Origin of the sequence: Bradyrhizobium sp. URHD0069 (assembly GCF_000701345.1) — a bacterium.
GTDB lineage: Bacteria > Pseudomonadota > Alphaproteobacteria > Rhizobiales > Xanthobacteraceae > Bradyrhizobium.
Genome location: NZ_JNIJ01000037.1, coordinates 1 through 25,465 on the forward strand (window position 1 = coordinate 1; position 25,465 = coordinate 25,465).

A 25,465-nucleotide genomic window follows, 5' to 3' on the forward strand; every position below is an offset into this window, starting at 1 on the left:
CAGCGCCTGACATTGGCCACCGAGGTTGATGTCTATTTTTGTGACCCTCGGTCTCCCTGGCAGCGCGGCTCAAACGAAAACACCAACAGATTGCTGCGCCAGTATCTTCCGCGCGGCACCGATCTGTCCTTGCACAGCCAGGCCAAGCTCAGTGCCATCGCAAGGCAGCTCAATGAAAGGCCGAGAAAGACCTTGCTCTATCAGACGCCGGCTGAGAAGTTCGCAGAATGTGTTGCAGCGATCGGTTGAACTCGCCGGGTAAAGAAGCCATTCCCCAAGCTGAAGCACGCGCTATTTCCACCGTCATGCCCGGCATCATGCAGGAACATCCACGTCTTTCTTTGCTGGTTTTGGGGAACAACAGGTGGATGGCCGGAACAAGTCCAGCGGTGGGGGTGCGCCGACTGCACCGCGCCTGCGAGCGCTCGTGCGGCGAGATCCATCAACTCCATTCAGCGCCGATGGCGAGATAGGCTGGATCTGCTGATGGCGCGGCGAGGCTTTGTAAACTATTCGAAAGAGTGGTGGCGCTTTTCGCTGCCTGGCGCGGGCGGGCCGGCGTATGATTTCCCGATCACGGCGCGCGGCAAGTAACTCTCTTCACATGAAATCGGATCCGTCCCGGCGTAAACTGATTCCCGAGATCTTCGACCGTCAGGAACGGCCATGACGCAGGCTTCATTCGCGACCCACGAAGTGCTCAACCAGTCGCGGCCGTTCGAGGACGTCGATCTGTTCACGCTGGATAGACCTCTTTCGGAAGCGGTCGCGGCCAATGGCGGCGCCTCGGTGCAAAAGGAACTGTCCGAGTTCGGGCAGCATTGGGGTTCGGCCGCGATGGCGGCGCGGGGCCGCATCGCCAACGAGAACACGCCGAAACTGCGGACCTTCGACTCCCGCGGCAACCGGCGCGACGAGGTCGAATTTCACCCCGCCTATCACGAGCTGATGGCGCGCAGCGCGCATGCCGGCATCCACAATTCGACCTGGACCGCTGATGGCAGACCGGCCGGAGATGCTGCCGAAGTCGTGCGCGCGGCGAAATTCTATATGGCGGCCCAGGTCGAGACCGGTCACTTGTGTCCGATCACCATGACGCGGGCGTCGGTGGCGGCATTGGCGGCGCAGCCGGACCTGCTCGCGAAAACAATGTGTGTCATCGCTACCCGCGCCTATGATCCGAGCTTCGCGCCGTGGTGGACCAAGCGCGGCATGACGCTCGGCATGGGTATGACCGAAAAGCAGGGCGGCACCGACGTGCGCTCCAACATGTCGCGCGCCGTGCGCGAGGGCGATGCCTACCGGATCACCGGCCACAAATGGTTCATGTCGGCGCCGATGTGCGACGCCTTTCTGGTGCTGGCGCAGGCCGACGAAGGATTGAGCTGCTTCTTCATGCCGCGCTTCAAGCCGGACGGAGCCGTGAATGCCATCCAGTTCCAGCGGCTGAAGGACAAGCTCGGCAACCGCTCCAATGCATCTTCCGAGGTGGAATTCGCCGGCGCCTATGCCGAGCGCGTCGGCGACGAGGGCAAGGGCGTCAGAACCATCATCCAGATGGTGCAACTGACGCGGCAGGATTGCGCGATCGCCTCCGCCGGCCTGATGCGCTCCGGGCTCGCGCATGCGCTGCATCACGCCCGCCATCGCAGCGTGTTCCAGAAGCATCTTGCCGATCAGCCGCTGATGCAGGCCGTGCTTTCAGACATGGCGCTGCATGTCGAAGCTTCCATAGCGCTGGTGATGCGGCTTTGCCGCTCGTTCGAGCGGGCGCCCCACGATCCGAACGAAGCAGCGTTCATGCGGCTGCTGACGCCGGCAATAAAATATTGGGTTTGCAAGAGCGCGCCGGGATTTCTGTACGAGGCGATGGAGTGCCTCGGCGGCAACGGCTATGTGGAAGAGGGCATTTTGGCGCGGCACTATCGCGAATCCCCCGTCAATGCGATCTGGGAAGGCTCGGGCAATGTGATGTGCCTGGACGTGCTGCGGGCGTTGTCGCGCGAGGCGGATGCGGCGACCGCCGTTTTGCAGCATCTCGCCGAGGAAACTAAGGGCTTGCGTGGGGCAGGCGACGCGGTGGCCTCCATCGGCAAGGCGTTTCGCCGGCCGGACTCAGAGCGGGTGGCGCGGCTGGCGGTCGAGAAATTGGCGTTGCTCGCCGCGGCGGCTGCGCTCAACAAGGTGTCGCCGCATCACGCGGAATTGTTCGCGGCCACACGGCTTGCCGTGGGTCACGCCGGCATGTACGGCGCCGTCGATCTCGCCAATGACGATATCCGCAGGTTACTGGAACGGGCGCTGCCGTGACGGCGCGAAAGCCACGGAAGGGTTGTGGGTTGAATCAGCACGCCCATCTTGCATCCGCCTGCGCAACGGCTTCGCCGTTGTCGCTGGAGGTCCGAACGGAGCGAGCCTTCCTGAGCCTGACGGGGACGGTTTAAGTATTCACTCGGATGTCATCAGCTCTTAATTGAAAGCCAATTGATGGATTCTATCGATCTTCCCGCCGGCCCAGTCGCAGCCGCGCCCATTCCCGTCATTCGCAGCCCACGCCCGCCACGGATCTGGAAATTCTGGGGCACGGCCCTGTGGGGCCTGTTCGTCTTCGCCGCGATGTTCATCGGACAGATCGCAGTGGTGGCCTGGTTTGTTTTGCGGTGGGAAGGGCCGATCGACATGGCAGCCGCGATCCACGTGCTCGGCAGCGGCCTGACGATTTCACTCTCGGTGATCATGGGGCTGCCGGCCGTTCTCGCCGCGCTCTGGGTCGCCATACGCACATCGCGCACCTCGTTCGCCGACTACCTTGCGCTGCGCTGGACCTCGTGGACCAATTTTCTGATCGGCGCCGCCAGCCTGTTTGTCCTGGTCATGACATGGGACCTGCTGTCGCGCGCATTGGGCCGCGAAGTGATGCCCGGATTCATGATCGAGGTATTGAAATCGGCGCGCGCCGATGGCGCGTTATGGCTTTTGGTGGTCGCATTCTGCGTCGCCGCGCCGGTCTCGGAGGAATTGTTCGTGCGCGGCTTTCTCTACCGCGGTTGGTCGGAGTCGTTTCTCAGGCCAGTCGGCGCTATCCTGCTGTCGTCGCTGGTGTGGACGGCGCTGCATTTGCAGTATGACTGGTTCTTTTTTGGCGAAGTGTTTTCGATCGGCCTGTTGCTCGGCTATCTCCGCTATCGCTTCAACTCGACCTGGCTGACTATATTCGTGCACGGCCTCAATAATCTGGCCGCGGTGGCGCAGACCATCTGGCTCGCGGGGTCGAATTGACGGGTGGCTAGGCCACGAGCGCGATGGCGATTGGCATGGTCAGCGCCGCGATGATGGTTTGCAGGGTGATGATTTGCGCCAGCAATGGCGCATCGCCGCCCATCTGCCGGGCCAGCACATAGGCGCTCGACGAAGCCGGCACCGACGAGCAGATCACCACGACCGCGAGGTTCGGTCCCGAAACACCAAACTGCAATGCCAGTGCAACCGCGACCACGGGCATCAATATCAGTTTAAGAAAAACCGTCAGCGCCGCCGCGGCGCTCGGACGAAACAGGGCTTCGAGGTGCAGACCGGCGCCGGTTACCAAAAGGCCGATGGCGAGCGACGACCGGCCGAGCGCTTCGGCCACTTCATGCCAGACGCGGGGAAGCGGGAGGTGCGAGACGTTGATCGCCAAACCGATGGCACAGGCCCAGATCAGGGGATTGCGCACCACGGTCATGGCGATGGTTCGGACCGATTGCTTTTCCGGCGAAGCGTAATGCGCAAGTACCGCAACGCTCAGCACATTGACGACCGGAATGATCGCCACCATCGCGACCGAGGCAAGCGCGAGGCCGAATTCGCCGTAAAGATTTCCGGCGATCGCGAGCGCCACATAGGTCTGCCAGCGGGTCGTCCCCTGGAATATCGAGGTGAAAGCTGGGCCGTCAACGGCGCATTTTGCAGCGAGAAAGGGTCGCAGCGCCAGACACAGTCCCGACAGCAAGAGCGCCGAGAGCGAGAGCGCGCCGCCGACGCCGGCGACCTGCACGGTGGCAAGGTCGGCCTTCGCGAGCGTCTCGATCAGCAATGCTGGGAGCAGCACGTAGTACACCAGCCGCTCGAGGCCGTGCCATTGCGTCTCCAACCGCATCAGGCTTTGCTTGAGCGCGAAGCCGAGCACGATCAGCAGGAAAACCGGCGCCAGCGCGCCGAGAACGACCGCCATCTTCAGCGATCTCCGCGCAGTTCGCGCAAGTTCGCCAGTCGGTCCAGCGCGCCCTGCAGAATGAAAATCGCGGCGTGTTCGTCAATTACCTCTGCGCGCCGGGCGCGGCTCATGTCCATGCCGATCAATTCGCGCTCGACGGCTGCCGTCGAGAGCCGCTCGTCCCACAAAGCGATGGCGAGATCGGTGAGCTTGGAAAAATTGCGGGCGAAGGCGCGGGTGGATTGCGCGCGCGGTCCCTCGCTTGCGTCCATGTTGATGGGCAGGCCGAGCACGAACCCCGCCGCGCTGCGTTCGCCGGCGATCGCGAGCAGGCGCGCCGCGTCGACTTTGAAGGCCTTGCGCTGGATCGTCTCGACGCCGGTCGCGAGCCTGCGATCGGGATCGGACACCGCCACACCGATCGTCTTGGTGCCCAGATCGAGGCCGACCAGGGCGCCGCGCTGAGGCCAGTGGGCGGCAGCGTCGATCAGCGGTAATATGAGGGCAGGCATGGCTTCGCATAACACGCTGATCGTCGGTCACGCAAAGCCGGATCGCGGCGTGGCGTCCCAGAGAAGGCCACGCCGCGTCGTCTTTTCGTTTTCAGCGGATAGCAACCGGATTGATCATGCTCTGCACGCCGCCGCGAAAACGCGGCTGGCCGAGGACAAACAGAAACTCGTACGCTCTGTCCTTTGCCAGCTCTGCGGTGTCCATATTTTCGAGGATATAGGTGCCGTTCATCGGCAGCAGGATCTGATGTACCTCGAACACGTTCTTGGACTCGAACGGGATGACTTCAAGGCCCCAGGTATCGGCACCGATGGCGACGACGCCCTTGCCGGTGAGGTATTTGGCGCCTTCGACGCCAAGGCCAGGTTCGCCGGCGGAGTAGCGTTTATCGTCCTTGCCGATGAGGCCGAGCCAGCCGGTGTGAAAGATGACGATGTCGCCCTGCCGGATTTCAACGTTTTGCTTCTTTGCGACTTCCTCGATCTCCTTGACGTTGAAGGCGGTGCCTTCCTTGACCACGTCGGTGTTGTAATAGGCCGCCATGTCGAGCAGCACGCCACGGGTAACCAGTGGCGGGATCTTTTCGACGCCAAGTTTCTTCAAGCCGGTAGGATCGGCGAAGTCGGCCAGCTTGTTACCGTTGTAATAGACGTGCTCGACGCCGATATGGCCGAGGCCATCGATCTGGCTGCCGACGCCGGCCCAACCCTCGATAATGTCATCGTTGTAGGTCGTCTTGCTCGGTCCGAGGCCGGGGATGCCCGCCTGTCCAGGCTGAACGATGGTAACCTTGAAGCCGCGCGGCGGATAGGCCGGCGTCTTGGAATCGACGGGAATGCCCAGTGCATAGGTCTTGCCGGTCTTGATCAGGGACGCCGCCTTAACAATGAGTTCCGGCGTCATGTAGTTGGCCGCGCCGATCTCGTCGTTCGGGCCCCATTTCGACTTCGTCCAGTCTTGTGCGCTTGCCGTTCCGACCGTACTCAACAAGGCCAGAGAACAGCTCAATACGAATGCTTTGCGCATCGCAGTTCCTCCCAAGCGTTGACGTTATGGTTCTTGTAGCTAGCGTCTCATCCTAACGTAGTAGAGCGGTCCGATCCAATTTTTTCGAGGTCGCGGCAGCTGCGTTTCGCGATTGCGCGATCGCGATGCGTCGAGAGTCGTCATTCCGGGGCGCGCCAATTGGTCCGCGCAAAGCGTGGCCCGATGACCGGCTCCGCGCGAATCCGGAATATCGAGATTCCAGATGTGCAATTGCACATTTGAGGTCTGGTTTTCGGACCATCCCGGAACGACGGAGAAAGTCTCTCTCAGGCCGCAATGACCTGAGCGCTCTCCTGCAGGCATGAAGCGAAGCCTTGCAGGGCGCTGTACTGATGCGCGCCACGGCGCTGGATAAACAGGGTATCGACGCGCGACTGGGATGCGTTGAGAGAATGGATACGAATGTTGCCGCTCTGCTCGTTGCGTTCGACGACCGCGCGCGGCAGCAGCGTGACGCCCATGTCCGCGGCGACGCAGCCGATCATGCCGTCGAGCGTTCCAAGTTCAAAGCGAGCGGCCGACGGCCAGCCAAACCCTGCCAGGACTTGTTCGAGCCGCTGCCGGTAGGTGCATCCTGTGCGAAACACCAAGGCCGTCGGCCCGGATTCAGGTGTGCCGGCGCGGAGCGCCGCGAGGCTTTCCCATCGGCGCGCCGTGACAAGCACCAACTCCTCCTTGAATGCCGTCGTCGCCGTCAGTTCGGCATGATCGATCGGACCGGCGACAAAGGCGCCGTCGAACGTGCCGTCGAGTACGCCGGCAACCAGATCAGCGGTCGGCGCGGTGCGCAGCGTCAACTGCACAGCCGGAAAACGCCGGTGAAACTGAGCGAGCAGCGCGGGCAGGCGCACGGCCGCAGTTGTTTCCATCGAGCCGATCGCCAGCGGCCCTTTTGGCTCGCCATCCTCGCGCGCGGCCAAGACGGCTTCGCGCGACAGCGCTGCCATGCGTTGGGCATAGGGCAACAGACGGCGGCCAGCGCCGGTCAGCGTCATTCCGCGACTGTGTCGCTCGAATAACGGCGTTCCGATTTCCGCCTCGAGCGCCTTCACCCGCTGGGTGATGTTGGATTGGACGGTGTTGAGCTCCTCGGCGGCGCGGGTGACGCCGCCGAGGCGCGCGACTGTCGAAAAAGTCACCAGATCGGACAATTCCATGAGATCAGCCCGTTACGTTTTCGAGATATCCGTTTCGTTTTCAAGATGGCAGCGTTCCAAAGAAATCATTTATCGAGAACGATAGCTGGGCCTAAACTGACTGTCCAGATTTGAGGGAATGCAAATGCCTATGTCGATCGATACGCCATTGACGGGCCTCTTAGGCATTAGGCATCCGATTCTGCTGGCCCCCATGGATGTGGTTGCCGGTGCGCGCCTGACGCTAGCTGTAACTAATGCGGGAGGATTCGGCATTCTCGGCGGAGGCTACGGCGAAAAAGCCTGGCTCGAGCAGGAGATCGGAAAGCTCAAGCAACAACCGCAGGCACCCTTTGGCGTCGGCTTCATCACCTGGAGCCTGGCGCGCCAGCCCGAGCTTCTTGACGTTGCGCTCAATGCTCAGCCGCGCGCAGTGATGCTCTCGTTTGGCGATCCCAAACCGTTTGCATCTCGTATCAAGGCTGGGGGAGCATTGTTGATCTGCCAGATTCAAAACGAAGACATGGCGCAGGAAGCGCTCGATGCCGGCGCCGACATTCTGGTCGCGCAGGGCACCGAGGCCGGCGGGCACGGCGCTTCCCGCACCACAATCGACATCGTGCCGGCCATCGTTGACCTCGCGGCCGGGCGCGTGCCGGTTGTGGCCGCTGGCGGCATTGCAGACGGGCGCGGGCTTGCGGCGATGATGATGCTGGGTGCTGCCGGCGTTTTGCTGGGAACGCGGTTTTATGCCAGCGAGGAATCTGACGGAGCTGAGGAAGCCAAGAAACGAATCTGCGCTGCCAAGAGCGGCAGCACCACGCGAGGGATCATCTTTGACATGTCGCGGAACAACGTCTGGCCGGCACCGTTTACCGGACGCTGCCTGATCAACGATCATGTGCGTCGCTGGACCGACCGCGAACTCGAACTGTTGCAAAATGTGAAGAAGGTCGCCGCCGAATACGCCGCGGCCACGGCCGCCGGCAATTTCGACATTGCAGCGGTGATTGCCGGAGACGCCGTCGGGCTGATCCATGACATTCCAAAGGCGGCCGAGATTGTCGATCGAATGGTCACCGAGGCAGACCAGATAATTCTTGGACGGCGCAACTCTTCAGCTGCTTTACGCAGCAAAGAAATCTGTGCCGATACACTCATCACCTGAACGAAGAGACCATGTGGCCGGACCGCCGACTCCTCGACCTTTTCAAGACCGAATTTCCCATCGTGCAAGCGCCGATGGCCGGCGCCATCGATACGGACCTGGTGATCGCGGCATCGCAGGGTGGGGCACTGGGCTCATTGCCATGTGCGATGCTGTCGGTGGAGAAGGCGCGCGAGCAGATCAGCATCATCCGCCAGCGCGTGTCGGCGCCGGTCAATATGAACTTCTTTTGCCACAAGGCAGTCGACGCCGACCCGAATCGCGAGGCCCAGTGGAAGCAGCGGCTTGCGCCATACTATAAAGAGTTGGGGCTCGACCCCGCGACACCGATCAATGCCGCCAATCGCGCGCCGTTTGATGCCGCGATGTGCGAACTGGTCGAGGAGTTGAAGCCCGAAGTCGTCAGCTTCCAGTTCGGCTTGCCGGATCCGGCGCTGCTCAAGCGCGCCAAGGCGGCCGGCTGTATCGTGATGTCATCTGCGACCATCGTGAAAGAGGCGATCTGGCTCGAGGAAAACGGCGCCGATGTCATCATCGCGCAGGGCGCCGAAGCCGGCGGTCATCGCGGCATGTTCCTGACCGAGAATATTGCCGAGCAGCCCGGCACCTTCGCACTGGTACCGCAGGTGGTCGATGCGGTGAAGGTTCCCGTGATCGCAGCGGGCGGCATCGCCGACGGCCGAGGCATTGCGGCGGCGTTCGCGCTCGGCGCAGCGGGCGTACAGATCGGCAGCGCTTATCTGCGCTGTCCGGAGTCCAAAGTGATCGCACCGGCGCGTGCGGCGCTCGCCCAGGCGCTCGATGATTCCACTGTCATCACCAACGTGATGACCGGCCGTCCGGCCCGTGCGGTCATCAACCGGGTCATGCGCGAGGTCGGCCCGATTTCACCGGATGCCCCGGCGTTTCCCCATGCCGCCACCGGGCTCGCGCCCCTGAAGCAGGCTTCGGAAAGGCTCGGCAAGGTCGATTTCACCAACCTCTGGGCCGGGCAGGCGATCCGGCTGGGTCGGGAGATGCCGGCGGCTGAGCTGACCCGGGCATTGGCAGGCGCGGCGCTGGCGCGGCTGAGCCAGATGGCCGGCTGAAGCCGGTAGCGCTGTTGCGGTGCAAAAGGGCCCTCTGCTATACGGCGGACTCAATTTCCCGCCGCAAAGGCCCTATATAAATGTCCGTCGACGCCGCCACCGTTCGCCGTATCGCGCATCTCGCGCGGATTGCGGTCACTGACGAGGAGGTTCCCCATCTGCAGGGGGAACTGAACGCGATGCTGGCGTTTGTCGAGCAGCTCGCCGAGGTGAACGTCGACGGCGTCGAGCCGATGACCTCGGTGACCCCGATGGACATGAAGAAGCGCGTCGATGTGGTGACGGATGGCGAGATCGCGGATGATGTGGTCCGCAACGCGCCGGAGACCCAGGACCACTTCTTTCTGGTGCCGAAAGTCGTCGAATAGGATCATAGCGTTTTCAAGCGAAGTGGATTCCGGTTCGCGTGAAGAAAACGCGTCAAAATAAAGAGTTCTACGGGAAATCCGATGTGCCTGCTTTGCGACGATGAAAAGGCCTACGCGGCCTATATGAACTATCTCGACGCCATGGAGCGGCAGGGCAAGGTCGCCGACCCCGACAAGGCGATGGACGCCGTGCTCGACGCGCTTGAAGCGTCGGACAAGACCCGCCCCAAACAGGACGATCCGGCCAACGACAAGACGCTGTCTCCGTTCTTTTGCAGCCCGGTTGATAAATGACCGATTTGACATCGCTGACGCTCGCCGAGGCCCGTGAGGGTCTCGCGAACAAATCCTTTACCTCGCTTGAACTGACCGACGCGCACCTTGGCGCGATCGAGGCCGCGCGCGTGCTCAATGCCTTTGTTCTGGAAACGCCGGACCAGGCCCGCGCCATGGCGCGCGCGATCGATGCGAAAATCGCCAAGGGCGAGGGCGGCCCGCTGGCCGGCATTCCCTTGGGCATCAAGGACCTGTTCGCTACGAAAGATGTGCGCACCACCGCGTGCTCGAAAATCCTCGGCAATTTCGTGCCGCCTTATGAATCCACCGTGACCTCGCAGCTCTGGCGCGACGGCGCGGTGATGCTCGGCAAGCTCAACAATGATGAGTTCGCGATGGGCTCGTCGAACGAGACCTCGTGCTTCGGTCCGGTGGTCAATCCGTGGCGACGCGAGGGCTCCAACACCACTCTGGTGCCTGGTGGTTCGTCCGGCGGCTCGGCGTCCGCAGTGGCGGCGCAACTATGCATGGGCGCGACCGCAACCGACACCGGCGGTTCGATCCGCCAGCCTGCGGCATTCACCGCGACCGTCGGCGTGAAACCGACCTATGGCCGCTGCTCGCGCTGGGGCACCGTCGCCTTCGCATCCTCGCTCGATCAGGCCGGGCCGATCGCGCGCACCGTGCGCGATGCTGCGATCCTGATGCGCTCGATGGCCGGTCACGACCCCAAGGACACCACGTCGGTCAATTGCGAGGTGCCGGACTACGAGGCCGCGATCGGAAAATCCGTCAAGGGCATGAAGATCGGCATACCCAAGGAATACCGCCTCGACGGCATGCCTCCGGAAATCGAAAAGCTCTGGAGCGAGGGCGCGGCGTGGCTGAAGGCGTCAGGCGCCGAACTGGTCGAGGTGTCGCTGCCGCACACCAAATACGCGCTTCCGGCGTACTATATCGTCGCGCCCGCGGAGGCCTCGTCGAATCTCGCGCGCTACGACGGCGTGCGCTATGGCCTGCGCGTACCCGGCCGCAGCATCGGCGAGATGTATGAGAACACCCGCGCCGAAGGCTTTGGCGACGAAGTCCGCCGTCGCGTCATGATCGGCACCTATGTGCTCTCGGCCGGCTACTACGATGCCTATTATCTGCGCGCGCAGAAGGTCCGCACCCTGATCAAGAAAGATTTCGAGGACTGTTTCGCCAAAGGCGTCAGCGCCATCCTGACGCCGGCGACGCCATCGGCGGCGTTTGGCATCGGGGAGAAAGGTGCCGACCCCGTGGAAATGTATCTCAACGACATCTTCACGGTGACGGTGAACATGGCGGGGCTGCCGGGAATTGCCGTTCCCGCCGGCAGGGACGCGCAAGGTTTGCCGCTCGGCCTGCAACTGATCGGCCGGCCATTCGACGAGGAGACGCTGTTCTCGCTCGGCGAGATAGTCGAGCAGGCGGCTGGCCGCTTCACGCCACCGAGGTGGTGGTGAGGATGGCGGATTTCAAAGCCAGCCTGTCGGGCGCCGCGCCTGCGCCCAATCTCGACGCGCCGCTTGCCGCCTTGTGGTGGGCCGCAAAAGGCCAATGGGACGAGGCGCACAAGATCGTCCAGGGTGAATCGAGCCAGGACGCCGGCTGGGTCCATGCTTATCTTCACCGTGTCGAAGGCGATCTCGGCAATGCCGGCTATTGGTATCGACAGGCGGGCAAACCGGTCGCGACCGGTTCTCTCGAAACCGAATGGGATCGGATGGCTTCAGCACTGCTGTGGGATCGACGAGCATGAGTGCGACAAATGGCAGACTGATAAAAGGCGCCACCGGCGACTGGGAAATGGTGATCGGGCTGGAAGTCCATGCCCAGGTCACCTCGAACTCAAAACTGTTTTCCGGCGCCTCGACCGAATTCGGCGGCGACCCGAACACCCATGTCTCGCTGGTGGATGCGGCGATGCCGGGCATGCTGCCGGTCATCAATGAATTTTGCGTCGAGCAGGCGGTTCGCACCGGACTTGGCCTGAACGCGCAGATCAATCTGCGCTCGGTGTTCGACCGCAAAAACTATTTCTATCCGGATTCGCCGCAGGGATATCAGATCAGCCAGTACAAATCGCCGATCGTGGGCGAGGGCGAGGTCATCGTCGATTTGCCCGATGGCGACAGCATTACCGTGGGCATCGAACGGCTGCATCTGGAGCAGGACGCCGGCAAGTCGCTGCACGACCAGCATTCGACCATGTCGTTCGTGGACCTCAACCGGTCCGGCGTCGCCCTGATGGAGATCGTCTCGAAGCCGGACATGCGCTCGGCCGAGCAGGCGAGGGCCTACGTGACAAAGCTGCGCTCGATCCTGCGCTATCTCGGCACCTGCGACGGCGACATGGAAAAGGGCAATCTGCGCGCCGACGTCAACGTCTCCGTACGAAAGCCCGGGCATGCACTCGGTACCCGCTGCGAGATCAAGAACGTCAATTCGATCCGTTTCATCGGCCAGGCAATTGAATACGAGGCGCGGCGTCAGGTCGGAATCCTCGAAGACGGAGGCGCGATCGATCAGGAGACCCGGCTGTTCGACGCCAACAAGGGCGAGACGCGTTCGATGCGCTCCAAGGAAGAAGCGCACGACTACCGTTATTTTCCGGATCCCGATCTGCTGCCGTTGGAATTTAGCGAAACCTACGTCGCTGAACTGAGAGCCCAACTCCCGGAATTGCCGGACCAGAAGAAAGCCCGCTTCATCGCCGATTTTGGCCTCTCGCCTTACGACGCCAGTGTGCTGGTGGCCGAGCGCGAGAGCGCGGATTTCTATGAAACCGTGCTGGCAAAGCTCGCCGACAAGGTCCGCGACGGCAAGCTCGCCGCCAACTGGGTGATCAACGAACTGTTCGGGCGGGTCAACAAGGAAGGCCGGGACATATCGGCATCGCCGGTGTCGGCAGCCCAGCTTGGGGCCATCGTCGATCTGATCGGCGAGGGCACGATCTCCGGCAAGATTGCCAAGGACCTGTTCGAGATCGTCTGGACCGAAGGTGGCGACCCCCGCGCGCTGGTCGAAGCGCGCGGCTTGAAGCAGGTCACCGACTTGGGCGCGATCGAGAAGGTGGTCGACAACATCATCGCCGCCAATCCCGACAAGGTCGCGCAGGCGCGCGCCAAGCCGCAGCTGATCGGCTGGTTCGTCGGCCAGGTGATGAAGTCATCCGGCGGCAAGGCCAACCCGCAGTCGGTGAACGATCTGCTCAAGGCCAAACTCGGCATCTGAACTCGGCCGTGACGCGGCGCCTGTGTCGCCGCCGCCGTCTCGCATCCGTGCGTAGGCGCGTGCCGATCGTTCAACACGAGCGGCGATGCATCGTCTCGATGGAAAAATCGCGCCGCGAATCGGTGGCGCCGATTCGCGCCAAAAACCCGTTTTGGCGATCGACGATGCGACCCGACGCCCGCAGCCATGAAAATTTTTTTATTGCCAAAAACCGCGACTCAGAGTCCGCGCAATCGGCTTTCAGCTGTTGTCGATCGGTTGCGATGCCATCGATCACGTATCGATAGTTCAATGCGCGAATAACGAAAAGGACTGCAGCACAGGCGTTTCTTGCGATATTGAAAATCACAGGCGTCGCAATTTCGCGCACTATTCGCATCTTTGCGCGAATGCATCGAGGTGTTGTCGATGGACGTACCTCGCGCGCGCTCACATAGGTACGTCAACACTTCCTTAAGCAGGACGCTGTTTTTTCTAATGTGTTGGTGTATTCGGGAGGTAGTGCATTTCGATTCCCGAGTGCACGCAGCGATTAAGCCATCTCACTACATTAGGAGGGCAACATGGCCAAGAAAGCTAAGAAGGCAAAGAAGGCGAAGAGCGCAGTGAAGAAGACTGCGAAGAAGACCCGCAAGGTCGCGAAGAAGAAGAAGTAAATCTCGCTTCTAGAAAATTGCTGGCGGTTTGATGCCGGCACGTCACAAGAGCCTTCGGACGATTTGCTTTCGTAAGCAGATTTAAATCAGACGGCTCTGGTCGACGAAAGAGGGTGTCGGCGAGACATCAGGTCAAACGGCTGGATCGTACTTTCGAAGAGTTCGCTCTTTCGAAAACCGGTCCGGCAGAAGAAACAAGTTTTCTTCGTTCGGTGCGGATCTCGAGGTCCGCAATTTCACCGGTGCTCTCGAGCCCCAAGTGAAATCTGGTCCTGACGTGTTCGCCGACGCCCTCGTTCTAGCGCCGCTGCTGTCGATGCCGGCGCTTCCGTTTTCCAAAATTCCCTAAACGATTGTCCTTATCAGCCACGGCGCGAGGGCCGAGGCCCTATTGCGCGAGCCGGGCAGGCCATCCCAACAAACTCAGTCGTCATCGTCCGCGCAGGCGGGTGGTCCAGTATTCCAGAGCGAGTTGTGATCAATCGCGACGTAGCGGCGTAGGACGCCAGCAGCGAGGCTCGCCGCTAGCCATTGCGCCAATGGTTATCGTTTCGCGAAATGGCAGGGTAAACCGAATTCCACAAATCAGCGGAAATGCGCATGAGACAAGCGCTTCTGCGATTTGGCGCCCCAATGCGCCGGATGCACGTTTACATCCCGTTCATCGCAATACTTAAACTGCCCTTCAAATTTGATCGGTCATGATCATCCCAACAAGCCGGCAAAACGGCGTGGGGAATAACGGGACGTTTAACACGTGGACAGGAGCCGCGCTCGGGCAGGGCGGCAAAAAATCAAAAAGGAGATGACGGATGTTTCAGGGGCACATCGATCTGGAGACCGCAATGCCGGTGGAAGCAAGTGCTATTCCCGACGTGCTGTTCGAGCGTGGTCTGTACTGGGCGAGCGGGCGTTCCGGCGTGGTCAATCTGGTCGCCGCGCATAAATGGTTCAACCTCGCCGCCCTGAAAGGCCGCAGCGACGCGATCCAGCTGCGCCGCGAGGTCGCCGAGATGATGTCCGAGGTCGAGATTGCCATGGCGCAGCGCGAAGCCCGGACCTGGATGACGGCGCACTAGAACGTGATGACGTTTCTTCGAAGCGTCATCCCGCTTCATCTTTTTGTTTGGGCATGATCTCCACGCAAACGCCTGGCGTTTGTCGCGAGGGAAAACCCGTACCCACTTTTCCGGACCATGCTCTAAGGGTTCTCCCTCGAATATCGCCCGTCCAGTCCGGCGGCGTGCCGTCCCGGACGACAGTTTCGCCGAGATGCTTCTCCAGTACGATCTGCCAGCAGTCGGCGTCGAGTGCGGAAACGAGCGCCGGGGCATAAGTGTCATTCGGCCTGCAATATTTGAACGCCGATTGACATGATTCTGCCGATTCGATGCCAGCGTTTGTGCACAACCTGAAGCCGAACTGCCGCAGCGCGCTAAGAGCCCATTTCAGAAGCGTCTAAAAAAACTATAAAAATGCTCTATTTAACAGTAGGTTAAGTGCAATACTCACGTTGAGGTGTCGTGGTATTTGTGCAACAACTGCCCGGAAAAGGGCTGCCGGCCGCCTCAGATGTGGCTGTTTGTATTGCCTGATCGGAACTCTTCGTTTCTTATCGGAAGTGCGACGGAGGGGGGCATCCCGAGGTCGTCCCGTTAGGTGGTTCGCTTTAGTCCCTCGCGTTCATGCGGGTGTGTCCGAAGACGCGAAGCGACTGAGTGGGTTTTTTTAAGGGACAAGGGAACCAACCTTAGGGTGTTTCACCCAGCGGATCCGGGACCTTCCCTAGAGCAACTTGGAGGTTAACATGAAGATGGTTAAGAGCCTTATCCTTGGCTCAGCGGCGGGTCTGCTCGCCATGAGTGGGGCACAGGCAGCCGATCTTCCCGTCAAGGCCAAACCGGTCGAGTACGTGAAGATCTGCTCCCTGTATGGTGCTGGTTTCTGGTATATCCCGGGTACTGACACTTGCATGAAGATCGGTGGTTATCTGCGCGTTGACACTGGCTTCAACGTCTCGTCGCCTTACGATGCGCCCCCTTGGTCGGGTGATATCGGTCAGGGCAACCGCTATGCCGATTTTTTCGCGACTCGTTCTCGTATGGCGCTGACGGTTGATACCCGTACCGCCACGGAATACGGCGTGGTTCGTACCTTCGCTCAGGGCGACTTCCAGTTCAGCACCTTGGGCGGCAGCCGCAACCCGAACGTCCTGAATACCCAATTCGCCAACAACGCCAACCTGCTTGACTCGGTCGGCGGCGGCTATGTCGCGGTCGAGTTCGTGTTCATCCAGTTCGCCGGCTTCACCTTCGGTAAGTCGGCTTCGGCCTTCGCGACGCCTTGGCATGGTTATCCGGGCAACAACTCCTCGTTCCTGCTCGGCGGTCACGACACCGTCACCGGCGTGAACAACATCCAGTACACCGCGCAGTTCGGCAACGGCGTGTCCGGCACCATCGGTCTCGATGATCCGGCCGTGTTCAGCCGCACGCAGGTCTTCAACCTGTCGGTCGGCTTGCCGGCGTCCGGCGCCGGTGTGACCGGGAATGCTTATGGTGGCGTGCATGCTCCCGACATCGTCGGTAACATCCGTGTCGATCAGGCCTGGGGTCTGTTCCAGATTTCAGGCCGGGCGCATCTTGTGAACGCGTCGTTCAACAACCTTACTGCCGCTACAGCTCAGCCGAACAATCTTTCGGAAATCAGCGGCCACCCCTCGGACAAGTGGGGCGGTTCGGTGATGGCTGCGTTGCAGATCAAGAACCTCCCGACCGGTCCGGGCGACGACATCAAGATGGACGCGACCTTCGCAAAGGGTGACACGAAGAACGTGATCTCCACCAGCGGAGGCTCGCCGAACTTCCTGATCTTTGGTCCGCAAGGCGGCGGTAGTGTAGCGCCGGGCGCGTACACGAGCGTTGGCTTCGGTGCGACAACGGACGCTATTTTCCTGCCCGTGGCGAATGGTGGTGATGGAAGTCTCCATCTGACGACCGCTTACGGTTTCCGTGGTGCGTTCAACCACAACTGGGACCCGTACTGGTCGACGAGCTTGTTCGGCAGCTGGTCGGCGGTTCGTTACGACGGTACCGCGAAGCTGATGTTCTGTAATGAGTTCACTCGCGCCACCGGTGGTGTCGCTGTGAAGTCAGCAGATTATAGCTGTAATCCGGACTTCAACATCTCGCAGCTCGGCCTGGTCACCCGCTGGACTCCTGTCAAGAACCTGACGTTCTCGGGCGAAGTGATGTGGACCAGTCTCGACCAGAAGTTCACTGGTACTACAGTGTTGACCGCCCCGGCTCCTAAGCCGCAGGCTGTCTACAACTTCGCCGATCAGAACATCTTCAGCGCGCTCGCCCGCGTTCAGCGCAACTTCTGATCCCGATCGTCTGACAACTCTCTAAAAGAACCCCCGGCAGGAAACTGCCGGGGGTTTTTCTTTGCGGGCTCAGAGCCAGCAGCTATTTGCCAGCGGGAAAGCCAGTGTGGGTCGAACCGCCGCCTCGAAACCGGACCTCGAAATATCGTCCTAGGTGATCGAGCCGTATGCGAGCATCAGAGTTGCCTGCGACCGGCGTCGGTCCCGCGGATGCGATTTTCAATTCAGACACCGTCGCGTTGAGAGATATGGCAATCCCCATGCGCGCTTCATAGACGTCAGCACCAGACAGAGCTCGGATGTGACTGACAAGCTCTGCTAGAGGTTCCCGCTCCCGCCGCTCGATCTTTAGGTCTGACGCGTGGTTTTTCACAAATTCCAAAAACGAATGTTCAAAATCCTTGTAGGACCACGCCATTCGAAAACAGCCGTGGTTCTCGATCACGTTCGAGCAGATAAGGCTTTTTACGTTTGATTTGCTTTTAAACTTCACTGGGTCTGCGCAATAAGCACATGTTGGAATTCCGCGAAAGAGATTGGTGATGAGCCGCCCCTTGCGACCTCTGCCGGAAGCCAAATTCTTTTGACGGGCTACTTGGGCCGCAAGAAAGAGGCTCTCTTCAATGACCGCTGGATAAAAGTTAGGAATCGGGTCGCCATCTGGAATTCGTTTTCCGCCCTGAATTCGTTTTGGCTGGTGTTCGCCGATCGTTGCTCGATTGCGAAGCATGTTGTGAATTGTCGACTGATCCCAATTAAGAGAGGGACCAAATGCTGGCACTTTCTTTGCGTTCAATCGGTTCGCAATCGTGTAGCCGCCGAGTCCTGAGATCGAGGCTTCAAAAATATTTCGAACGATCTTCGCGCGGTCCGGCATGAAAACGAAGGACGTTCGATCCTCTGATAACTCCAACCAACCGGGACGTCCCTTGAGCTTTTTAGCCATATGACTTTCCTGAGATGCCAGGAGAGCCACTTGGCTAGATCCGGACTTATTCAGTATCCATTCGGTCCCGCGCGCCAAGGCGACGCTGGCTTAGAAATGTCGAGTTTTGGGAGCGTGAAGGCTGCGGCTTGATATCAGGAAGCGTCACCGCGAACTTGGTTGATGCTCCTTCCCCGCTCGGTCGAGGAAAGGGAGAAAACGCGGCTGCTCAGCTTAACACCCTCTGCAATTAATCTATCTCAATCTGCAATTAATCTATCTTAAATTGTGTCATTGGCAATCTCAAGTTACTCGCGCCCAGCGCGAAATGTGTTCTCTGCTGTCAGCACTTTGAGGGCCTCGGGCTTGGAGTTGCCGTAGATGCCCGCGGTGCCGGCTATCAGATGGTCCATGAATTTGTTCTTCGTTCTTTCCGGGATTCCGCCCGAGTCGCAGGTGTCAGAAAAATTGTGCCGCAGTGAATAGACACTCTTCTGTCTGTTTTCTTGATGCCCGCTTTCGTAATTTTTCGCGTTAAGTCGCTTCCGGAGGGGGCCGGAGTAGTATCCATACTTGTCGGGTTTGCATTCCCTGAAAACGCTCGCGGCAGCGCCCTTGCGTAGGCGGCCGCTAATGAAATTCAGCAATCCGATTTCGATCAGGAGTGGATGAAGCGGCGAGCCGATACCGATTTGACACGGCGATCGTCCGGAACCTGGGCAGGGACGGTGCCGGGCGACAGATCATCGTCCTCGTCGGGGTCCTGCACGCATACGACGCCGAGATGCGGTCGCCCGTTGTGTTCGATGAGATCGGATGTTCTGAGCCGCGCAAACTCGTTCAGACGCATGCCGATGAACAGCAGACATGGCGGCGTCCAGTATACCGTGTTGCTGTCGTTCATCGATCGCAACACGCCGATGGTCGATTTCAAGTCGGTCATCTGGCTGTGAAATGAAGCCGGGGTGCCGCGGGCCATGGTCATGGCCTGTTCGAGCAGCTTGATTGCCAGCCGTTGTGCTTCAGGCCGCGGCGTTTCCGTCCGCAGGATGTGGAAAATCTCTTCGACCTTCACTTGCATGGATAGAACCCTCTGGCGCGCGGCATGCACTTCCGCGAAGTCGAACCTCAAACCGCAGAGGCGCAACCCGAAACGGCAGACGAATTGGCGTAGGTAAAAAATCCTGAAGGCAGAGTTGCTCAGCCGCGTTTGCGGAGCGCACGTAACGTCGAGACGTCCTGGCTTCGGCTTCAGGGATTCATTTTTGAAGCTCCCGGTTCAGGCACTAAATCGCTCGGAACTCGGCGGCCCGAAATCTGCCGCTTGCGGCTCGCCTCCGTGTCGGGCATATCGGCCTTACCGGAGATGTGGCCGAGTGGCTGAAGGCGGCGGTTTGCTAAACCGTTATAGGGTTGTAAAGCCCTATCGAGGGTTCGAATCCCTCCGTCTCCGCCAATTCCAATTTACCTGTAAGCTATTGTTTATGATCACTTAAGTTCGCGCACACGGTCTGTTGCTGTCACAGGCATCTGTCGCAGCAGGACGGCCTTAATGAAGCTCGCGCGTCGGGGAAGTGTTCACCAATTCCGCAAGGCAATTCCGAAGGATTTGCACCCGATTGTTGGGGCGAGCGACGCTCGCTCGCGACGTCGGATGGTCGTGCAACGCGTTTGGCCGAAAACGCCGATGGACAAGATTCGATTCAGGTCGCCGCGCGATGCACTGTCACCCGGTGACTTCCTGCGCATCATCGAAACAGCATTCTAGTCCTGAAAATCAAGGGGTTCTGCAGTTCGCATCATCGCGATGAGGAGTTGCGCTGCAGTGGTTGATCTTGAAAAGACAGACGGAGAGTCCTTAACAAATGTGACGGCCGATCCGAGCCGTACTGATGTTCCGAACGGCGTTTCGGACCCGAAGTGATTGCTTCCTATCGTCGATCCCACGCGAAAATGATGGGATGAATTAGTCGTATCGATCGCTCGATTCGGCGCGAGTCGGTGCGCCGACGGCTGGAGGCGGGCGTGCCCTCGCAGCGGTGTAGACCCCAAGTGGAAACAGTCGAAAATACCATTAGAAAACAATGGCTTGCCATAAAGTTTGATCACGGCCGCGTGTTATTTGCGCAACACATTCCGGAAAACAGTCAATTGGAAGAGCTTTGAAGCGGTTCCTTTATTGCGTGTGCATGGACGTTCGGTAATTGTGTCGATGCGACGGAGGGGGGCTCCCGAGGTCGTCCCGTTAGGTGGTTCGCTTATCCCTCGCGTTCATTCGGGAGTGCCCGAAGGCGCGAAGCGACTGAGTGGGTTTTTGAGGGAGAAGGGAACCAACCTACGGTGCTTCACTCGGCGGATCCGAAAGCTTCCCTACAGAGCTACTTGGAGGTCAACATGAAGATGGTTAAGAGCCTTATCCTCGGCTCAGCGGCGGGTCTCCTCGCCATGAGTGGGGCACAGGCAGCCGATCTTCCCGTCAAGGCCAAACCGGTCGAGTACGTGAAGATATGCTCCCTGTACGGCGCTGGTTTCTGGTACATCCCGGGCACCGACACTTGCATGAAGATCGGCGGTTATCTGCGTGTCGACACAGGCTTCAACGTAAGTTCGCCTTACGATGCCCCTCCCTGGTCGGGGGATACCGGTCAGGGCAACCGCTTTGCCGATTTTTTCCAGACTCGTTCCCGTATGGCGCTGACGGTTGATACCCGTACCGCCACGGAATATGGCGTGGTTCGCACGTTCTTGCAGGGCGACTTCCAGTTCAGCACCCTGGGCGCCAGCCGCAACCCGAACTCCCTGAACACCAACCTCGGCAACAACGCCAACCTGCTTGACACCGTCGGCGGCGGCTATGTCGCGGTCGAGTTCGTGTTCATCCAGTTCGCCGGCTTCACCTTCGGTAAGTCGGCTTCCGCCTTTGCGACGCCCTGGCATGGTTATCCGGGCAACAACTCCTCGTTCCTGCTCGGCGGTCATGACACCGTCACCGGCGTGAACAACATCCAGTACACCGCGCAGTTCGGCAACGGCGTGTCCGGCACCATCGGTCTCGATGATCCGGCCGTGTTCAGCCGCACGCAGATCTTCAACCTGTCGACCGGCTTGCCGGCGTCCGGTGCCGGTGTGACCGGGAATGCTTATGGTGGCGTGCATGCTCCCGACGTCGTCGGTAACATCCGTATCGATCAGGCTTGGGGTCTGTTCCAGATTTCAGGCCGGGCGCATCTTGTGAACGCGTCGTACAACGCCCTTACTGCCGCTACAGCTCAGCCGAACAATCTTTCGGAAATCAGCGGCCACCCCTCGGACAAGTGGGGCGGTTCGGTGATGGCTGCGTTGCAGATCAAGAACCTCCCGACCGGTCCGGGCGACGACATCAAGCTCGACGCGACCGTCGCAAAGGGTGACACGAAGAACGTGATCTCCACCAGCGGAACCTCGCCGAACTTCCTGATCTTCAGTCCGCAAGGCGGCGGGAGTGTAGTGCCGGGCGCGTACCAGAGCCTTGGCTTTGGTGCCACAACGGACGCTATTTTTATGCCCGTGGCGAATGGTGGTGATGGAAGTCTCCATCTGACGACCGCTTTCGGTTTCCGTGGTGCGTTCAACCACAACTGGGATCCGTACTGGTCGTCGAGCTTGTTCGGCAGCTGGTCGGCGGTTCGGTACGACAATACCGCGAAGCTCTTGTTCTGTAATGAGTTCACTCGCGCCACCGGTGGTATCGCTGTGAAGTCAATAGACTATAGCTGTAATCCGGACTTCAACATCTCGCAGCTCGGCCTGATCACCCGCTGGACTCCTGTCAAGAACCTGACGTTCTCGGGCGAAGTGATGTGGACCCATCTCGACCAGAAGTTCACTGGTAGTTCAGTGTTGACCCCCCCGGCTCCCAAGCCGCAGGCTGTCTACAACTTTGCCGACCAGGACGTGTTCAGCGCGCTCGCCCGCGTTCAGCGCAACTTCTGATCCCGATCGTCTGACGACACTCTAAAAGAATCCCCGGCAGGAAGCTGCCGGGGATTTTCTTTTGCGCCAACGCTCCGGCGAAGTGCGGTTGCTGTCCCGAAAAGTAGCGCACGTCATCGGGAGATACAGCTCACGAGCGCTTAGCCGCCATTTGTCACTCGCTGGACGGTTCTAGGCTGCTATAGTCAGGGAATGCGCAGGTCGGTTCTCTCGGCGGGGTCACATGCGACGCGCGATGTCATGAGGCCTTTTGGCGGTGCGGCGGCAGCCTGGCCGCTCGCCCCGCGTGCGCAGCAATCGGACATGTTGAGCCGGCTAATTATAGCCGCTTGCCTGGTGCTGCTGGCGTCGCATCCTGCTGCCGCGCTCGATTCAGTATCCCTGCAGCTCAAATGGAAGCACCAGTTTCAGTTCGCCGGCTACTACGCGGCGCTTGAGCAGGGTTTCTACCGCGACGCGGGCCTCGACGTCACCATTCGCGAAGGCGGTCCCGGTATCGACGTCGCCGAAACGGTCGCCGGCGGCAAGGCGGATTTCGGCGTCTGCAGCGCCAGCGTTCTGCGCGAATGGGCGAGGGGCCGCCGGCTGGTCGTATTGGCCGCCATCTTTCAGCGCTCTCCCGCCGTCATTCTGGTTGCCCGCCGGGCGGACATCAGCAGCGTGTCGGAGTTGCGCGGCCGGACGCTGATGGATACGCCGGGAAGCGACGAGATCGCCGCGATGCTGAAGCGCGAAGGGATCGATTACGAGGCCCTGCCGCGCGTTGCCCACGAGGGCAACCCACGCGATCTCCTGGCCGGTCGGGCCGACGCCATGGTTGCTTACAGCACCGGTGAGCCGTTCGTCCTTGAACAGCTGGGCGCGGCCTACCGCACTTTCTCGCCCGCGGCGTCCGACATCGATTTTTACGGCGACAACCTCTGTACTTCCGAAGCGGAGGTGAAAGCCCATCCGGACCGGGTCGCGGCGTTCAGGGCGGCCAGCGTGAAAGGCTGGGCCTATGCTTTGGCGCACAAGGAGGCGACGGTCGATCTGATCCTCAGGAGCTATTCGGCGAAAAAGAGCCGCGAGGCGCTGCTGTTTGAGGCGGAGCACACGGAGGCATTGGTCGGACGCGACCCCGACCGGATCGGCGAACAGGATCCTGCACACTGGCAAAGCATCGCAGCGACCTATCGGCAACTCGGGCTGCTGACTGAGGATACGCTGCCCGAGGCACTGATCTGGAAGGGGAATGACGGTAGCCTGTGGCGCTCGTTGTCTCCGCTGGTGCTCGTGTTGGTCGGATTGGCGATTGCGGCCCTGGTCGTGTACCGAAGCCGCCGCACTCTGCGGGGCACGATGGCCCGATTGAGCGCGCTTCCGTTGCTCCCCAAAATGGGGCGGCCAAGGTTGAGCCTGATCATGTCGTTGCTGTTCATCGGCCTCAGCATTCCCATTCTCATTTTCATCCTGATCTACAATTACAGCAAGAACTCAGCCACGATCGTCTCGATCTTGAACGACGCGGTCACTCAGGCGAGCCATGCCGGCATCGAGCGTACCGAGAATTTGATCGAGAGCACGGAAAGCCCACTGCGCTTTCTCGCCCAAGTGGCCGCCGCCGATCCCGGCTATTTCCGTACCGAGCAAAGCCGCGATCTGCTGTACCGCGCCCTGACCTCGGCCGCGCATATTGACGCCATCTATGTCAGCTTTGAGGATGGTTATCATCGAGTGGTCACCCGCATCGACGAGGACCGCCGGCGCGCCGATCCTCGCATTCCAGCGGCCGCGAACTGGCACTCCAGCTACATCGATGCAATCACTTATGCCCTGCTACGTGTTCGCCATCGAACATTCTTCGACATATGGCCCCATGAAGTCGGCAAGTATAATGTCGCCACCGACGTCGACATTCGCACCTTGCCCGGCTATCAGGCCGCCAAGAATACGCGGACGCTTGCGGTGACTGAGCCGTCAATCAATCCCGACACCGGTTTTCCCATTTTGTTTTTGCGCGTTCCGATTTTCCATGGTGTCGATTTCATCGGCTGCGCATCCGTCAACATCACCATGGACGTCCTGTCGCGTTTTCTCGACAAGCACCGGGCCAGCGCCCACAGCACCACCCTCATCGCCGACCGCAACAACGGCAAGATCATTGCCTTCCCGGACAAGCAGAAGGGCGTTCGTATCGAGAATGGCGTGCTCAAGATCGCAACTCTGGCTGATATCGACGATCCCGAGGTGCGCGAAGCTCATCGCCGGCATGCTCGTAACGGCGCCGATAGGTTCGTCTTCCAGTCGCCGACGAACGGAGAGGATTTGATCGCGGCCTTCGCCAATTTCCCGGGTGGCTTCGGTCAACCCTGGCAGGTGATCACGTTGACGCCGATCGACGATTTCGTGGGGACATTGAAGAAGACCAATCGATTGATGATGGTCGTCATCATTGGGCTCACCATGGTCGAGTTGTTCTTCATCTATTTCGCCTCTCGCCGGTTATCGCGGCCGGTCGAAAACGTGTCCCGGCAATTGCAGGCAATCGAAAGCCTCAATTTTGATACGCCCGCGCGTCCACCATCGAGTATCCAGGAAATTGCAAGGTTGGAGTCCGCGGCTTCGTTGCTTCGGACCTCGCTGAAATCGTTCTCCTCCTTCGTTCCACTCGACGTGGTCCGCCAACTGATCAAGTCGGGCATTCCGCTGACCTTGGGCGTTGAGCCGCGATTCCTCACCGTGTTCTTTTCCGATCTGGAGAACTTTTCCAGCCACTCCGAGAGTCTGGCGCCTAATGACCTTCTGGTCCAGATCTCGACCTATCTCGAGGAAGTCTCGACTGCGATCTCGGAGGAGGGCGGCACCGTCGACAAGTTCATCGGCGATGGCGTCATGGCGTTCTGGAATGCGCCGGTTCAACGCCCTGACCACGTTCTACGCGCCTGCGCCGGCGCTCTGCGGGCGGCACGCCGCATGGAGCGCGTCAACGATGCCTGGCAGGCGGAAGGACGACCGCGAATCCACATAAGGATCGGGCTCAATTGCGCCAACGTCCTTGTCGGCAATGTCGGGTCTTCGACCAGGCTGAGCTACACTGCTCTGGGAGACGGCGTGAACGTCGCCGCCCGACTGGAAGGCATCAACAAGTTGTTCGGTACCACCATCTGCATCAGCGACAGCATCTACGACCAGGTACAGGCCGACATACTCGCGCGACCGCTGAAGCGGGTTCAGGTGAAGGGCCGCAAGACCGAGTTCATGATCTATGAATTGCTCGGTCTTCGTGCCAGCGACGATCCAGAGCTTAGTGTTCGCGATCGGGATGAGGAGTTGGGTGCGATGACCTGGAAAGCCTCGCGACTGATCGAGGCCGGCGATTTTGCTGCGGCCGAGCGTGCCTATAGTGCCATCCTGAAGAAGTTTCCCGGCGATACCGTCGCCAAGTTCATGCTAAAGGAATGCCTGAAAGCGCGCGCAACAATCAATCTCGGATGAA

Annotated in this window: 20 protein-coding genes, 1 tRNA gene and 1 pseudogene; 16 read left to right on the top strand and 6 right to left on the bottom strand. The window is 60.2% G+C overall.

Annotated features, from left to right (window positions below):
• The 4 genes and pseudogenes from N554_RS0121710 to N554_RS0121725 form a co-directional block, all read left to right on the top strand.
• Positions 1 to 249: IS30 family transposase (locus N554_RS0121710; RefSeq protein WP_029585399.1), on the top strand; the 249-nt coding region annotated here is incomplete at its 5' end.
• 153 nt (positions 250 to 402) lie between these two features.
• A pseudogene (locus N554_RS42160) lies at positions 403 to 594 on the top strand (M15 family metallopeptidase); the annotation flags it as partial.
• 72 nt (positions 595 to 666) lie between these two features.
• The gene (locus tag N554_RS0121720) at positions 667 to 2,310 is read left to right on the top strand and encodes an acyl-CoA dehydrogenase family protein (protein ID WP_029585400.1); all 1,644 of its coding nucleotides are present in this window, start codon (positions 667 to 669) and stop codon (positions 2,308 to 2,310) included.
• Between the two features lie 177 nt (positions 2,311 to 2,487).
• Positions 2,488 to 3,279 carry a CPBP family intramembrane glutamic endopeptidase gene (locus N554_RS0121725; RefSeq protein WP_029585401.1) on the top strand — a complete coding sequence of 264 codons (792 nt, stop codon included), beginning with the start codon at positions 2,488 to 2,490 and terminating at the stop codon, positions 3,277 to 3,279.
• A gap of 7 nt (positions 3,280 to 3,286) precedes the next feature.
• Here N554_RS0121725 and N554_RS0121730 read toward each other — a convergent pair whose 3' ends face one another.
• The 4 genes from N554_RS0121730 to N554_RS0121745 all read right to left on the bottom strand — a co-directional run bounded on the left by N554_RS0121730 (position 3,287) and on the right by N554_RS0121745 (position 6,912).
• On the bottom strand, positions 3,287 to 4,213 hold the full coding sequence (locus N554_RS0121730) for an AEC family transporter (protein WP_029585402.1): 927 nt from the start codon (positions 4,211 to 4,213) through the stop codon (positions 3,287 to 3,289).
• A 2-nt stretch (positions 4,214 to 4,215) separates the two neighbouring features.
• Positions 4,216 to 4,707 carry a Holliday junction resolvase RuvX gene (gene ruvX / locus N554_RS0121735; protein ID WP_029585403.1) on the bottom strand — a complete coding sequence of 164 codons (492 nt, stop codon included), beginning with the start codon at positions 4,705 to 4,707 and terminating at the stop codon, positions 4,216 to 4,218.
• A 91-nt stretch (positions 4,708 to 4,798) separates the two neighbouring features.
• The gene (locus N554_RS0121740) at positions 4,799 to 5,734 is read right to left on the bottom strand and encodes a cyclase family protein (protein ID WP_029585404.1); all 936 of its coding nucleotides are present in this window, start codon (positions 5,732 to 5,734) and stop codon (positions 4,799 to 4,801) included.
• 287 nt (positions 5,735 to 6,021) lie between these two features.
• Positions 6,022 to 6,912 carry a LysR family transcriptional regulator gene (locus N554_RS0121745; protein ID WP_029585405.1) on the bottom strand — a complete coding sequence of 297 codons (891 nt, stop codon included), beginning with the start codon at positions 6,910 to 6,912 and terminating at the stop codon, positions 6,022 to 6,024.
• A 130-nt stretch (positions 6,913 to 7,042) separates the two neighbouring features.
• Between N554_RS0121745 and N554_RS0121750 the strand changes: the two genes are divergently transcribed.
• The 9 genes from N554_RS0121750 (at position 7,043) to N554_RS0121805 (ending at position 17,090) form a co-directional block, all read left to right on the top strand.
• A complete protein-coding gene (locus N554_RS0121750) occupies positions 7,043 to 8,059 on the top strand; it encodes an NAD(P)H-dependent flavin oxidoreductase (RefSeq protein ID WP_029585406.1) in 1,017 nt (338 codons plus the stop codon).
• An 11-nt stretch (positions 8,060 to 8,070) separates the two neighbouring features.
• The gene (locus tag N554_RS0121755; protein ID WP_029585407.1) at positions 8,071 to 9,147 is read left to right on the top strand and encodes an NAD(P)H-dependent flavin oxidoreductase; all 1,077 of its coding nucleotides are present in this window, start codon (positions 8,071 to 8,073) and stop codon (positions 9,145 to 9,147) included.
• Positions 9,148 to 9,227: 80 nt separating this feature from the next.
• A complete protein-coding gene (gene gatC, locus N554_RS0121760; RefSeq protein WP_029585408.1) occupies positions 9,228 to 9,515 on the top strand; it encodes an Asp-tRNA(Asn)/Glu-tRNA(Gln) amidotransferase subunit GatC in 288 nt (95 codons plus the stop codon).
• 81 nt (positions 9,516 to 9,596) lie between these two features.
• Positions 9,597 to 9,809: a hypothetical protein gene (locus tag N554_RS0121765; protein ID WP_029585409.1), complete on the top strand. Its 213-nt coding sequence runs from the start codon at positions 9,597 to 9,599 to the stop codon at positions 9,807 to 9,809.
• Complete coding sequence (gene gatA / locus N554_RS0121770; protein ID WP_029585410.1) at positions 9,806 to 11,278, top strand: Asp-tRNA(Asn)/Glu-tRNA(Gln) amidotransferase subunit GatA; 1,473 nt, start codon at positions 9,806 to 9,808, stop codon at positions 11,276 to 11,278. Before N554_RS0121765 ends, gatA begins: the two co-directional genes overlap by 4 nt.
• A gap of 2 nt (positions 11,279 to 11,280) precedes the next feature.
• Entirely contained in the window at positions 11,281 to 11,574 is a 294-nt protein-coding gene (locus N554_RS0121775; protein WP_197033676.1) for a hypothetical protein, read from the top strand.
• A complete protein-coding gene (gene gatB / locus N554_RS0121780) occupies positions 11,571 to 13,049 on the top strand; it encodes an Asp-tRNA(Asn)/Glu-tRNA(Gln) amidotransferase subunit GatB (RefSeq protein ID WP_029585412.1) in 1,479 nt (492 codons plus the stop codon). Before N554_RS0121775 ends, gatB begins: the two co-directional genes overlap by 4 nt.
• A gap of 1,468 nt (positions 13,050 to 14,517) precedes the next feature.
• Complete coding sequence (locus tag N554_RS0121800; protein WP_029585414.1) at positions 14,518 to 14,784, top strand: hypothetical protein; 267 nt, start codon at positions 14,518 to 14,520, stop codon at positions 14,782 to 14,784.
• Positions 14,785 to 15,512: 728 nt separating this feature from the next.
• The gene (locus N554_RS0121805; protein ID WP_029585415.1) at positions 15,513 to 17,090 is read left to right on the top strand and encodes a porin; all 1,578 of its coding nucleotides are present in this window, start codon (positions 15,513 to 15,515) and stop codon (positions 17,088 to 17,090) included.
• 82 nt (positions 17,091 to 17,172) lie between these two features.
• On the opposite strand, the gene N554_RS0121810 is transcribed toward N554_RS0121805, so the two are convergent.
• Together N554_RS0121810 and N554_RS0121820 are read right to left on the bottom strand one after the other, a co-directional pair.
• The gene (locus N554_RS0121810; protein ID WP_029585416.1) at positions 17,173 to 18,036 is read right to left on the bottom strand and encodes a recombinase family protein; all 864 of its coding nucleotides are present in this window, start codon (positions 18,034 to 18,036) and stop codon (positions 17,173 to 17,175) included.
• A 637-nt stretch (positions 18,037 to 18,673) separates the two neighbouring features.
• Positions 18,674 to 19,096: a site-specific integrase gene (locus tag N554_RS0121820; RefSeq protein WP_156042034.1), complete on the bottom strand. Its 423-nt coding sequence runs from the start codon at positions 19,094 to 19,096 to the stop codon at positions 18,674 to 18,676.
• Between the two features lie 281 nt (positions 19,097 to 19,377).
• Between N554_RS0121820 and N554_RS0121825 the strand changes: the two genes are divergently transcribed.
• The 3 genes from N554_RS0121825 (at position 19,378) to N554_RS37460 (ending at position 25,464) form a co-directional block, all read left to right on the top strand.
• Positions 19,378 to 19,471: transfer RNA gene (locus tag N554_RS0121825), tRNA-Ser, on the top strand.
• Positions 19,472 to 20,409: 938 nt separating this feature from the next.
• A complete protein-coding gene (locus N554_RS0121835) occupies positions 20,410 to 21,987 on the top strand; it encodes a porin (RefSeq protein ID WP_029585420.1) in 1,578 nt (525 codons plus the stop codon).
• A 240-nt stretch (positions 21,988 to 22,227) separates the two neighbouring features.
• On the top strand, positions 22,228 to 25,464 hold the full coding sequence (locus N554_RS37460) for an ABC transporter substrate-binding protein (protein ID WP_051677631.1): 3,237 nt from the start codon (positions 22,228 to 22,230) through the stop codon (positions 25,462 to 25,464).
• Position 25,465: the final 1 nt, after the last annotated feature.